This window comes from Streptomyces sp. NPDC054961, assembly GCF_053609145.1.
This window is the reverse complement of sequence record NZ_JBSGWY010000055.1, coordinates 17,970-30,243: the sequence shown is the minus strand read 5'-3', so window position 1 is coordinate 30,243 and position 12,274 is coordinate 17,970. Positions and strand designations below refer to the sequence as shown.

General features: G+C 73.1%; 12 protein-coding genes. 3 read left to right on the top strand and 9 right to left on the bottom strand.

Annotation, left to right across the window (positions count from 1 at the left end):
* Positions 1-144: 144 nt before the first annotated feature.
* Positions 145-771: an HD domain-containing protein gene (locus ACWF9Z_RS32985; RefSeq protein WP_453608567.1), complete on the bottom strand. Its 627-nt coding sequence runs from the start codon at positions 769-771 to the stop codon at positions 145-147.
* 5 nt (positions 772-776) lie between these two features.
* A complete protein-coding gene (gene codA, locus ACWF9Z_RS32980; RefSeq protein WP_453608564.1) occupies positions 777-2,117 on the bottom strand; it encodes a cytosine deaminase in 1,341 nt (446 codons plus the stop codon).
* Positions 2,118-2,258: 141 nt separating this feature from the next.
* Between codA and ACWF9Z_RS32975 the strand changes: the two genes are divergently transcribed.
* Together ACWF9Z_RS32975 and ACWF9Z_RS32970 are read left to right on the top strand one after the other, a co-directional pair.
* Complete coding sequence (locus ACWF9Z_RS32975; protein WP_453608562.1) at positions 2,259-4,067, top strand: prolyl oligopeptidase family serine peptidase; 1,809 nt, start codon at positions 2,259-2,261, stop codon at positions 4,065-4,067.
* A 55-nt stretch (positions 4,068-4,122) separates the two neighbouring features.
* Complete coding sequence (locus ACWF9Z_RS32970; protein ID WP_453608559.1) at positions 4,123-4,962, top strand: SURF1 family protein; 840 nt, start codon at positions 4,123-4,125, stop codon at positions 4,960-4,962.
* Here the strand turns inward: ACWF9Z_RS32970 and ACWF9Z_RS32965 are convergent.
* The 7 genes from ACWF9Z_RS32965 to ACWF9Z_RS32935 all read right to left on the bottom strand — a co-directional run bounded on the left by ACWF9Z_RS32965 (position 4,931) and on the right by ACWF9Z_RS32935 (position 11,184).
* Positions 4,931-6,076 (bottom strand): hypothetical protein, encoded by a 1,146-nt coding sequence (locus tag ACWF9Z_RS32965; protein ID WP_453608556.1) that lies wholly within the window; start codon positions 6,074-6,076, stop codon positions 4,931-4,933. The genes ACWF9Z_RS32970 and ACWF9Z_RS32965 overlap by 32 nt on opposite strands.
* Positions 6,073-6,768 (bottom strand): SigE family RNA polymerase sigma factor, encoded by a 696-nt coding sequence (locus tag ACWF9Z_RS32960; protein WP_453608610.1) that lies wholly within the window; start codon positions 6,766-6,768, stop codon positions 6,073-6,075. Before ACWF9Z_RS32960 ends, ACWF9Z_RS32965 begins: the two co-directional genes overlap by 4 nt.
* Positions 6,769-7,021: 253 nt before the next feature.
* Positions 7,022-8,110 (bottom strand): aspartate-semialdehyde dehydrogenase, encoded by a 1,089-nt coding sequence (locus ACWF9Z_RS32955; RefSeq protein WP_453608553.1) that lies wholly within the window; start codon positions 8,108-8,110, stop codon positions 7,022-7,024.
* Complete coding sequence (locus ACWF9Z_RS32950) at positions 8,107-9,381, bottom strand: aspartate kinase (protein ID WP_356651265.1); 1,275 nt, start codon at positions 9,379-9,381, stop codon at positions 8,107-8,109. Before ACWF9Z_RS32950 ends, ACWF9Z_RS32955 begins: the two co-directional genes overlap by 4 nt.
* A gap of 130 nt (positions 9,382-9,511) precedes the next feature.
* Entirely contained in the window at positions 9,512-10,159 is a 648-nt protein-coding gene (locus tag ACWF9Z_RS32945; protein ID WP_453608549.1) for a DUF5063 domain-containing protein, read from the bottom strand.
* A complete protein-coding gene (gene recR / locus ACWF9Z_RS32940; protein ID WP_215034995.1) occupies positions 10,152-10,751 on the bottom strand; it encodes a recombination mediator RecR in 600 nt (199 codons plus the stop codon). The genes ACWF9Z_RS32945 and recR overlap by 8 nt, the downstream gene beginning before the upstream one ends.
* Positions 10,752-10,839: 88 nt before the next feature.
* A complete protein-coding gene (locus ACWF9Z_RS32935; protein ID WP_453608545.1) occupies positions 10,840-11,184 on the bottom strand; it encodes a YbaB/EbfC family nucleoid-associated protein in 345 nt (114 codons plus the stop codon).
* Positions 11,185-11,451: 267 nt separating this feature from the next.
* On the opposite strand from ACWF9Z_RS32935, the gene ACWF9Z_RS32930 reads away from it, so the two are divergent.
* Positions 11,452-12,177 carry an SLATT domain-containing protein gene (locus ACWF9Z_RS32930; RefSeq protein WP_453608542.1) on the top strand — a complete coding sequence of 242 codons (726 nt, stop codon included), beginning with the start codon at positions 11,452-11,454 and terminating at the stop codon, positions 12,175-12,177.
* Positions 12,178-12,274 lie beyond the last annotated feature (97 nt).

The following is a 12,274-nucleotide window of genomic DNA, read 5'->3' as shown; positions in this document are numbered from 1 at the left end:
GGGGTGGGTGGGGTGTGGTGCACGCCCCACTGCGCGGGGGGGGGGGCCCCCCCCGGGGGGGCGGGGCCCCCCTCGGCGGCCCGCCCCCCCCCCCCGGGGGGGGGGGCCCGGGGCGACGGGCCGGGGCGACGGGCCGGGACGGCGTCAGGCCTGCCGGTCCAGCGGGTTCGCCGCGATCCGCTCCTTCGCCCCGCTCGCCACGTAGGCCGCCGCCGCACATTGCGGCTTGCGCGCGGCCTGGTCCGCGACCAGCGCGAAGAAGGCGTCGCCGAAGCCCAGACGCGGGTACTCGGCGAGCAGTCCGGCCGTGAAGGCCGGGTCGAAGTCGGCCAGGCCCAGCCCGGAGACGTCCGCGCTCGTACCGACCTGGAGCAGGTGGCTCTCCACGTCCTCGGCGGCCGTGACGTCGTCCCGCATGTGCAGGACGATGATCTCCTCGGCGCGCGCCCGCCGTTCCGCCGGCCAGCCCAGCCCCGCCGTCAGGACCCGGGCCACGTGCCCGCCCGCCTCCTCGAAGGGCAGGGTGTGACTGTCGAACGGCGCCGTCAGACCGAGGTCGTGCACCAGCGAGCTGACGTAGAGGAGCTCCCGGTCGTACGAGAGCCCGTGGCGGTCCGCGTACTCGGCCGCGAACGCGTACGAGCGGACGGAGTGGTTCAGCAGGGCCGCGTCGGCGTACTCGGCCGCGATCTCCCGTGCGGCCCGGCCGGACGGGGTGTCAACCGTCCATGCAGCCGGTGCCGTAGGGGTCGCAGGAGTCAGAGGAGTCATGCCCGTCAGCCTAGGGGGTGTCTGACGGACCGCGTCCGGGACGGGGTCCGGCGGGTGAAGTCCACCTCCGACGGGCCCGTTTCCCCCGGCCAGGCCAGCAGCCGGGCCGGGGCCGCCGGGGTCTCGGCGAGGACGGTGCCGCGCGAGACGACGTAGCGCGGGCGCACCTGGCGGCGCACCGCCTCGGTGGGTGAATCGGCCGGCAGGAGGACGAAGGAGGCCGGGGCGCCCTCCGCGATGCCGTACTCGCTCGCCGCCAGGCCGAGGACCCGCGCGGCCCGCTCCGTCACCATCTCGAAGGCGACCGGGATCTCATCGGCTCCCGTCAGCTGGGCGGCGTAGATCCCGACGAGGGCGGTCTGGAGCGGGTTGCCGGTGCCCAGCGCGTTCCAGGGGTCCATCACGTCGTCGTGGCCGAACGCCACGTTCACGCCCGCCGCCAGCATCTCCTTCACCTGCGTGAGGCCGCGCCGCTTGGGATAGGCGTCGAAACGGCCCTGGAGGTTGAGGTTGGCGAAGGGGTTGGCGACGAGGTTGATCCCGGAACGCGACAGCAGCCGCTGGAGTTTGAAGCTGTACGCACCGCCGTAGGAGCCCATGGCCGTCGTGTGCGAGGCCGTCGCGCGCTCGCGCAGCCCCGAGCGCAGCGCGAGGGCCGCCAGCACCTCCACGAACCGGGACTGCTCGTCGTCGATCTCGTCGCAGTGCGCGTCGACGCGCAGGCCCTGCTCCTCGGCCAGCGCGAAGGCGAGCGACAGCGAGGCCACCCCGTCCTCGCGGGTGTCCTCGAAGTGCGGGATCGCGCCGACGACGTCCGCGCCGCGCCGGACCGCCTCGCGCAGCAGCGTCCCGCCGTCGGGGAAGGAGACGATGCCCTCCTGCGGGAAGGCGACGATCTGCAGGGTCATGACGTCGCGGACCCGGTCGCGGACCTCCAGGAGCGCGTCGAGCGCGGTCAGCGCGGGGTCGGTGACGTCGCAGTGGGTACGGACGTGCAGGACGCCCTGCGCCGCCTGCCAGCGCAGTACCTCGGTGGCGCGCGCGACGACGTCCTCGCGGGTCAGGGTCCGCTTGCGCTCGCTCCAGCAGGCGATGCCCTCCCAGAGGGTCCCGGAGGCGTTCGGGCGCGGCTCCCCGGCCGTCAGGGCGGTGTCGAGGTGGATGTGCGGCTCGACGAAGGGGGCGCTGAGGAGGCCTCCGCGGGCCTCGATCAGCACCCCCGTCGCAGGCGGTTCCTTCTGGTCGTCGTACGGGATCACGCGCGCGATCCGGCCGTCCGGCGCGACCTCGACGTCGTGCAGGCCTTCGATGTGCAGCAGCCGGGCACCCCGGACGATCATCCGCATGGCGTCACCCTATGACCGCCCGGCTCCGGCCGCCCGGCTCCGACCGGCCGGCCCGGCGGGTCGGCTGTGGACCGGCACCACCTCGTGCGCTGACCCCGTGCGCCCGTTCGGCCCCGCCGCCGCCTCGGCCCATCGGGTTACATGGGGGCCATGACTGACGCCAATGCCGCCATGCCCGACTGGGAGAAGCGTTTCCGGGCTCCCCGCGTAGCACTGCCCGAGTGGGCCGAGGACGCACCCGACCGCTCGATCTTCGTCTCCAACGCGACCGGGACCTACGAGATCTACGCCTGGGACCGCGCCACCGGCTCGCAGCGGCAGGTCACCGACCGCCCCAACGGCACCACCGACGGCACCCTCTCCCCGGACGGGGAGTGGATCTGGTGGTTCTCCGACACCGACGGCGACGAGTTCGGCACCTGGGTCCGCCAGCCCTTCGCGGGCGGCCCCGACGAGCCGGCCACCCCCGGGCTCGAGGCCGCGTACCCCTCCGGGCTCGCCATCGGGCGGGACGGGACGCACGTCGTCGGGCGGTCCACCGACGAGGACGGGACCACGATCCACGTCGTGCGGCCCGACGGGACGGCGCCCTCCGTCGTCTACCGGCACCGCGAGTCGGCCGGTGTCGGGGACCTGTCCCGCGACGGGACCCTGCTCGCCGTCGAGCACACCGAGCACGGCGACGCCATGCACTCCGCCCTGCGCGTGCTCACGCTGGACGGCGTCACCGTCGCCGAGCTGGACGACTCCCAGGGCGGCACCGTCGAGCTGGGCCTCGCGGTGCTCGGTTTCGCGCCCGTCGCGGGCGACACCCGGCTGCTCGTCTGCCACCAGCGGCGCGGCCGCTGGGAGCCGCTGGTGTGGGACGTGGCCACCGGGACCGAGGAGGAGCTGGCCGTCGAGCTGCCGGGCGACGTCGGGGCCGAGTGGTACCCCGACGGGTCCGCGCTGCTGATCGAGCACAGCCACGCGGCCCGCAGCGAGCTGCTGCGCTACGACCTGGCCGCGCGGACGCTGCTGCGGCTGGACACGCCGCCGGGCACGGTCGCGGGTGCGACGGCGCGGCCCGACGGCTCGGTGGAGTACCAGTGGTCCTCGGCGGCCGAGCCCCCGGTCGTCCGGTCGACGGCGGGCGGGGTCGTCCTCGACCCGCCCGGCTTCCGGGCGCCGGGCTCGGTGCCGGTCGAGGACGTGTGGGTGGAGGGCCCCGGCGGCCGGATCCACGCCCTCGCGCAGCGGCCCACCGGCTGCGGCGACGGCCCCTTCCCGACCATCTTCGAGATCCACGGCGGGCCCACCTGGCACGACAGCGACGCCTTCGCGTCGACGCCGGCGGCCTGGCTCGACCACGGCTTCGCCGTCGTCCGGGTCAACTACCGCGGCTCGACCGGCTACGGGCGCGAATGGACCGACGCCCTCAAGCACCGGGTCGGCCTGATCGAACTGGAGGACGTCGCCGCCGTACGGGAATGGGCGGTGGCCTCCGGCCTCGCCGACCCGGCGCGCCTCGTGCTGTCCGGCGGCTCCTGGGGCGGCTACCTGGCGCTCCTGGGCCTCGGCACGCAGCCGGACTCCTGGGCGGTGGGGCTGGCCGCCGTGCCGGTCGCCGACTACGTGAGCGCGTACGAGGACGAGATGGAGGCGCTGAAGTCCCTGGACCGCACCCTCTTCGGCGGCACGCCGCAGGAGGTCCCGGAGCGCTTCGCGGCCTCCTCGCCGCTGACCTACGTGGACGCGGTCCGGGCGCCCGTGCACATCGCGGCGGGCGTCAACGACCCGCGCTGCCCCATCCGGCAGATCGAGAACTACGTGGACCGCCTCGCCGCGCGCGGCGCGGTGCACGAGGTGTACCGGTACGACGCCGGGCACGGCTCGCTGGTCGTGGAGGAGCGGATCAAGCAGGTCCGCATGGAGCTCGACTTCGCGCTGAAGCACCTCCCCCAGGCCTGACCCCGGGCCTGACCCCGGGACCCGTGGACCGGTGCACCCCCCGTACGGTGGTGGGGTGCACCGGTTTCTCCTGACCCCGCGCTGGTGGGGGATCAACGTCTTCGTCGCCCTCGGCGTTCCCTTCTGCCTGTTCATGGGCAGTTGGCAGCTCGGCCGGTTCGAGGACCGCGTCGACAGCCACCAGGAGGCGACCAGCGCACGCCCCGCCGACCGGCCGGCCGCTCCGCTGGACTCGCTGCTCCCGGTGGACAAGAACACCTCCGGGCGGCTCGCGTCCGTCTCCGGGGAGTACGCCGACCAACTGCTCGTCCCCGAGCGGCGGCTCGACGGGAAGTCCGGCTTCTACGTCCTGACCCTGCTCAGGACGGACACCGGCAAGGCCGTCCCGGTGGTCCGGGGCTGGCTGCCGGGCACCGCCGACGCGGGCCGGGCACCGGCCGCGCCGACCGGGCGCGTCGAGGTGACGGGCGCGCTGCAGGCCTCGGAGAACTCCAGCAGCAAGGGCGTCTACTCCTCCGGCGGGCTCCCGGCCGGGCAGCTCGGCGTGATCGGGGCGGCCTCGCTCGTCAACATCGTGCCGTACGGCCTGTACGACGCCTGGCTGACCGTGCAGACCCCGGCCGACGGGATGACGCCGGTGCCGGCCCAGGCCCCGGTCAACACCGGGCTCGACCTGAAGGCCTTCCAGAACCTCGGCTACACCGGCGAGTGGTTCGTCTTCGCCGCGTTCGTGCTCTTCATGTGGTTCCGGCTCTACCGGCGCGAGGTGGAGACCCTGCGGGACGCGGAGGCGGGCCTGCTGGAGGGCCCGGCCGCCCCCGTGGGCGCGGCCGCCACGGCTTCCGCCCCCACGGCTTCCGCCGCTACGGCCTCGGCGGCTCCGCCAGCGGGATGACGCCCGTCCGGTAGACCGTCCCCCCGCACGCGTCGGGGATCGTGGTCTGCGTGACCGGGGCGCCCGGCAGCGGCGTGCTGGGCGTGTGGGACACGGCCAGGGCGACCGGATCGGCCGCGGGCACCGGCTGGCGCTCCGGGTCCTTGACCACGCCGTCCCCGGACTCCGCACCCGAGCCGGTTCCCGTACGCAGCCCCGTAGCCGTGCCCGAGGAGCCGCCTTGCGTCGGATTGGCCCCCGTGGACGCGGCCGGCGCCGGGCAGCCCTGCTCGGGCGGCACCCAGGCGAAGCGGACCTCGTACGCCGCGTTCGGCGCGAGCACCACCAGGGGGGCCTCCGCCGACGGAGCGGGCAGCCCCGTCGCCGGATCGCCCGCGGTGTGGCCGACGACGGCCACCGACGGCGCCCCGGAGCCGTCCTTGCCGCTGCCGGGTGCCGCCGCCGGGGCGGCGGTCAGGGTGTCCGGGCCGACGGCCGTACAGCCCCGCATCGAGACGTTGGTGACCTTGAAACTGCCGTAGACCGTGCCGTCCGCCTCCGGGGGCCGGGCGCTGCCCGACACCCCGAGCTGTTCGGGACCGCACGTGGCCACGCCCGGTACGGCCGGCGGGGGCAGCATCACGCCGCCGCCGAACGCCGAACCGCCGGGCAGGACGACCGAACCGCCGGTCGGGCCGGCGTTCACCCCGCCGCCCGGGAGGGAGGCGTCGGGCGGGGTGGGCCCGGTCCCGAGGACGCCGCCCGCGCTCTGCTGGGCGCCCGGTGACTTGGCGGGCTTCGGCGCGGCGGTGCCGGCGCCGTTCTGGTGCGGGTCGGAGGAGCCGTCCTCCTTGGCGCCGCCCTGCTGCGCAAGACCGGCCATGGACGGGTGGTCGGGAGGCCCGCTCCGCGCTCCGGCCACGTGCAGGGCCGCCGGGACGGCGGTGCCCACCAGCAGTGCGGCCGCCGCGGCGGCCACGAGGGTCTGCCGCCTGCGGGCCCGGCGCTCGGGCACGGCGTACCGCAGCCGCTCCAGCGCGTCGGCCGAGGGCTTGATCCCTCCGACGGCGCCGAGCATCAGGTCCCGGAGCGCCTGTTCCTCGCTGCTCACGTTGCGGTCCTCGTCCTCGTTCATGACTGCGCAGCCTCCATCGCCACACGCAGCGCGGCAATGCCCCGCGATCCGTACGCCTTAACCGAACCGAGTGATATGCCGAGCGTGTCGGCGACCTGAACTTCCGTCATGTCCGCGAAGTAGCGCAGCACGAGCACCTCGCGCTGTCGGCGCTGCAGTCCGCGCATGGACTTGATGAGATCGTCCCGCTCCAGCAGGTCGTAGGCGCCCTCCTCGGCGCTCGCCATGTCCGGCATCGGCTTCGACAGCAGCTTGAGGCCGAGGATGCGGCGGCGCAGGGCGGAGCGCGAGAGGTTGACGACGGTCTGGCGCAGGTAGGCCAGGGTCTTCTCCCGGTCGCGGACGCGGCTGCGGGCCGAGTGGACGCGGATGAAGGCCTCCTGGACGACGTCCTCACACGAGGCGGTGTCGTCGAGGAGGAGCGCGGCGAGGCCGAGGAGCGAGCGGTAGTGGGCCTGGTAGGTCTCGGTGAGGTGGTCGACGGTGGTCCCCGCCACCACCTCCGCGGCGCCGGCGGCCGTGCCGTCGCCCGCTTCCCTTACCGGTGCGGTGCTCCCCGCGGCCTCCGCGCTATCGCGGGGCCCGGGCACGAGGCCAGTGCGGGAGGGAGCGCCCGGGGCCGCCGGGGGCGCGGTCGTGACGGGCGGCGGTGTGGCGGGCGGCGGTGTGGCGGGCGGCGGGACGGGAACCATCACGGGGAAGCCGCCGGGCGCGCCGGTGCGACGGTGCGACGGGATCGTCCCGATACGCACCGATATGACGGGGAAGTCCAGCAATGCTTCTGCCACGCCAGTTGGACACGCGTCCCCCCATCAGGGTTGTACGCGCGAGGAAGACCTATCGGCGTTGTTCCCATTGCCCTCATGCGTAACGGCTCTCCCCGGTCGGCCCGTCTCTCGGCGGGCCGTCGGGGCGATCACCTTGGTCAAGGGATCACCGATGATCCTACAAAGTGAAATACCCAAATTCATCCGCGATCAGCTCGGCGGTCCGTGTGGCGTTCAGCGCAGCGCCCTGGCGCAGGTTGTCCGCGCACACGAAGAACTCCAGCGAGCGCGGATCGTCGAGGGATGCCCGGACCCGCCCCACCCAGGCCGGATCCGTCCCCGCGGCGTCCGACGGGGTCGGGAACTCACCCGCCGCCGGGTCGTCCACGAGGACCACCCCGGGCGCCGCGTCCAGGATCTCCCGGGCGCGCGCCGCGTCGACCACGCCCTCGAAGCGGGCCCGCACGGTCACCGAATGCCCGGCCAGCACGGGTACCAGGACGCAGGTCACCGCCACCGGCAGCTCCGCCAGGTCCAGGATCCGGCGCGTCTGCGCCCGTACGGCCAGTTCGTGCGAGGACCAGCCGTCCTCGCGGAGCTCACCGGACCAGGGCACGACGTTGAGCGCGAGCGGAGCCGCGAAGGGGCCGGTGTCCTCGCCCACCGCACGGCGTACGTCCCCGGGCTGCTCCCCCAGGGTGGTTCCGGCGACCAGCGACAGCTGACGGCGCAGCGCTTCGGATCCGGCCCGCCCGGCCGCGCTCGCGGCCTGGTACGTGGAGACGGCCAGCTCGGTCAGCGCGTACTCGGCGTGCAGCGCGCCCACGGCCGCGGTCATCACGGCGGTCACGCAGTCGGGTCCGGCGACGATCCCGCGCGGCCGCGTCCGTACGGCGTGCCCGTTCACGTCGGGCACCACCAGCGGCACTTCGGGGTCCTCGCGGAACGCCGCGGACTGGTCCACGACGACGACCCCGCGCGCGGTGACCACGGGGACCCACCGGGCCGAGACCTCGGCGGGGGTGAGGAAGAGCGCGACGTCGCCCTCCCCCAGGCCGTCGAAGGCGTCCTCGGTGAGGGCGAGCACCTCGGTCTCCTCGGCGCGGACGGTCAGCCGGCGGCCGGCCGAGCGCGAGGAGGCGATCAGGCGTATGTCGCCCCAGACGTCGGCCCGCTGGGACAGCATCCGGAGCAGGACGGAGCCGACTGCTCCGGTCGCCCCGACCACGGCGAGTGCCGGTGCCGGGGTCGACCGGGACGGGGTCATCGTCCGGTGCCTCCGTAGACGACGGCTTCGTCGCTGTCGGAGTCGAGGCCGAAGGCCGTGTGCACGGCGCGGACGGCCTCGTTGACGTCGTCCTGGCGGGTCACGACCGAGATGCGGATCTCCGAGGTGGAGATCAGCTCGATGTTGACGCCCGCGTCGGACAGCGCCTGGAAGAACGAGGCGGTGACGCCCGGGTTCGTCTTCATGCCGGCGCCGACCAGGGAGATCTTGCCGATCTGGTCGTCGTAGCGCAGGGACTCGAAGCCGATGGTGCCCTTGGCCTTCTCCAGGGCCTCGATGGCGCTGTGGCCCTCGGCCTTGGGGAGGGTGAAGGAGATGTCCGTCAGTCCCGTGGAGGCGGCGGACACGTTCTGCACGATCATGTCGATGTTGATCTCGGCGTCCGCGATGGCGCGGAAGATCGCCGCGGCCTCGCCCGGCTTGTCCGGGACGCCGACGACCGTGATCTTGGCTTCGGAGACGTCGTGAGCGACTCCGGAGATGATGGCGTGCTCCACCTGCTCTGCCCCTTGCGGATTCTCGTTGCTGACCCAGGTGCCCGGCAGTCCCGAGAAGGACGAGCGGACGTGGATCGGGATGTTGTATCGGCGTGCGTACTCGACACAGCGGTGCAGCAGCACCTTGGAACCGGAAGCGGCGAGCTCCAGCATGTCCTCGGAGGAGATCCAGTCGATCTTCTTCGCCTTCTTCACGACGCGGGGGTCCGCGGTGAAGACTCCGTCGACGTCCGTGTAGATCTCGCAGACCTCGGCGTCCAGCGCCGCGGCGAGCGCGACGGCGGTCGTGTCCGAGCCGCCCCGGCCGAGGGTGGTGATGTCCTTGCTGTCCGCGGACACGCCCTGGAAGCCGGCGACGATGGCGATGTTGCCCCCGTCCAGCGCGGTGCGGATTCGGCCCGGCGTGACATCGATGATGCGCGCTTTGTTGTGGACCGAGTCGGTGATGACGCCTGCCTGGCTGCCGGTGAACGACTGGGCCTCGTGGCCCAGGTTCTTGATCGCCATGGCCAGCAGGGCCATCGAGATCCGCTCCCCGGCGGTCAGCAGCATGTCGAATTCGCGCCCGGCAGGCATCGGCGACACCTGCTCGGCGAGATCGATCAGCTCGTCCGTCGTGTCGCCCATCGCGGAAACCACGACGACCACTTGGTGGCCGTTCTTCTTGGCATCCACGATCCGCTTGGCAACACGCTTGATGCCCTCGGCATCGGCTACGGAGGAGCCTCCGTACTTCTGCACGACAAGGCCCACGTGCGCTCCTCGCTCAGTCCGTCAATTGCTGGTGCAGTCTAACGAGCGGCCGGGATCCGACCGCCCCGTACCGCATCATGAGACGAAAAGATCAAAGGAATCGTTCCCGCTCACGGCGTCGGACGCGGCACTAGCCGCGGCCGAGACCGCCCAGTTCCTCGGCCATGACCTGACCGGCCTGCTCCGCGAGGTCCTCCTCCGTCAGGTCCTCGTCCGTGTCCAGGCCCTCCAGGGCCGCCAGCGGCTGGTCGAGGCGGACGTGCGCGATCAGCGACTGGAGCGCGCGCAGGGTGGCCGAGGCCGTCGGGCCCCAGTTGGTGAAGTACGAGAACTGCCACCACCACAGCGCCTCGGTGATCCGGCCCTCCTGGTGGTGGATGAGGCCGTGCCGCAGGTCAGCCACCACGTCGGCCAGGTCGTCGGAGATCCGGTGCGGGACGGGGGCCTTGCGCGGCTCGTAGGGGTCGAAGACCTCCGAGTAGACGTCGACCGGCTCCAGCATCAGCGCGAACCGCTCGCGCAGGTCGTCCACGTCCGGCTCCGGGCCGAGGTCCGGCTCGTAGCGCTCGTCGGGCAGGACGTCCTGGTACGCGCCCAGCCGGCCGCCCGCCAGCAGCAGCTGGGAGACCTCCAGGAGGAGGAAGGGCACCGCGCTGTCCGGGTCCTCGCCCTTGGCCACCTCGGTGACCGCGACGATGAAGGACCCGATCTGGTCCGCGATCGAGGCGGCGAAGTCGTCCGGGTCCTGTCCCAGGGCGTGCAGCGTTGCGTCAGACATCGAGAAGTCGCCTTCCTTCAAAGGCCCGCCCGAGCGTGACCTCGTCCGCATACTCCAGATCTCCCCCGACGGGGAGCCCGCTGGCCAGGCGGGTGACCTTGAGGCCCATGGGCTTGATCATGCGGGCGAGGTACGTGGCGGTCGCCTCGCCCTCCAGGTTCGGGTCGGTCGCCAGGATCAGCTCGGTGACCGCGCCGTCGGCGAGCCGCGCCAGCAGCTCGCGGATGCGCAGATCGTCCGGGCCGACGCCCTCGATCGGGCTGATCGCGCCGCCGAGGACGTGGTACCGGCCCCGGAACTCGCGCGTCCGCTCGATGGCGACCACGTCCTTGGACTCCTCGACCACACAGATGACCGACAGGTCGCGGCGCGGGTCGCGGCAGATGTTGCACCGCTCCTCCTGCGCCACGTTCCCGCACACCGCGCAGAACCGGACCTTGTCCTTGACCTCGAGCAGCGTGTGCGCGAGGCGGCGGACGTCGGTGGGCTCGGCCTGCAGGATGTGGAAGGCGATCCGCTGCGCGCTCTTGGGCCCGACGCCGGGCAGCCTGCCCAGTTCGTCGATCAGGTCCTGGACCACGCCTTCGTACAACGGACTGCCTGCTTTCGTTCGTTCGGTCGGGCCGGTTCGGTTCGGTTCGGTGCGGTGCGGTGCGGGTCTGTGCGGGTCGGTGCCGGGACTAGAAGGGGAGGCCGGGGATACCGCTGCCGCCGCCCAGTCCCTGCGCCAGCGGGCCCAGCTTCTGCTGCTGGAGCGCCTGCGCATTCTCGCTGGCCGCCTGGACCGCCGCCACCACCAGGTCCGCGAGCGTCTCGGTGTCCTCGGGGTCCACGGCCTTCGGATCGATCACGAGCGCGCGCAGCTCACCGGAACCGGTGACGGTCGCCTTGACGAGTCCGCCGCCGGCCTGGCCCTCGACCTCGGCCTGCGCCAGCTCTTCCTGGGCCACGGCAAGGTCCTGCTGCATCTTCTGGGCCTGCTGGAGCAGCTGCTGCATGTTGGGCTGGCCACCACCGGGAATCACAGGTCACTCACTCCGTAGCGTCGGTCCAAGCGCCGGCGGCTTGGTCAATCCGAGCCTACGTGCTCCCCGGGCGCCGCGCCCTACGCCGTGAGGACCAACTCTTTCGAGTGAGGGACGAGGCGTGCGCGTACCTGATGAAGCCCTCCTTGCGGGCGGAAAACCGGGGATTCGCCGCCCATCGCACCTCATTCGAAGGTAGGAAGAGCATGCGCACCATTGCGCACACGCGCACCACCACACGTCAGCGCAGGCAGAGGGAGTGCCCGGGTGAGTCAGCCGGAAATGCAGCCCGAGGGGCCACCCCGGGATCCCGCAGAGGACGGCGACCTTACCGGCCGGCCGTTCCCTCTCGGGGACTGGGGCGAGCCCGCCGAGCGGCTCGACGAGCTCTACCGCCTGGTGGAGGCAGACGCGCTGCGCACCGCCGAGTGGTACCTGTCCGACCGGGCGTGGAAACGCCGCGGGGCCCGGATCCTGCGGGCCGCGGCCGCCGTGGGCGCGGTCACGGGCGCCGCCATGCCGCTGCTGGAACTCACCGGCTCGGCGCCCGGGGCGTCCTCCTACGGCTACCTCTGCCTGCTCCTGGGAGCGGCCTGCCTGGCCTGCGACCGCTTCTTCGGCCTGACCTCGGGCTGGATGCGGGACGTGGCCACGGCGCAGGCCGTGCAGCGGCGTCTGCAGACCCTGCAGTTCGACTGGGCCTCGGAGAACGTGCGGGAGATCCTCGGGCCGACCGAGGGCACCGCGAGCGAGGCGGCGGAGCGGTGCCTGACCGTGCTGCGGCGGTTCTCGGAAGACGTGACGGAGCTCGTGCGGTCCGAGACCGCGGAGTGGATGGTGGAGTTCAGCTCCGGTCCCGCTCCGCTGGTGATGCAGTCCCTGGGCGCGGGCGGGGCGCGCTCGGACGCGTACGTCCCGCCGGCCCGCTTCCCCCTCCCCCCGGGCACCCGGCCCAACATGCCCCGCCAGAGGCCGCCGGAGCAGCCGCGCTGACCGGAAAGCCGGCCGGAACGCTGACCGGAAAAGCGGATCCGGGCTCCGCCGGTGCGGGGCCGGGACGGATCCGGCTCCGGCTCCGCCGGTGCACGTG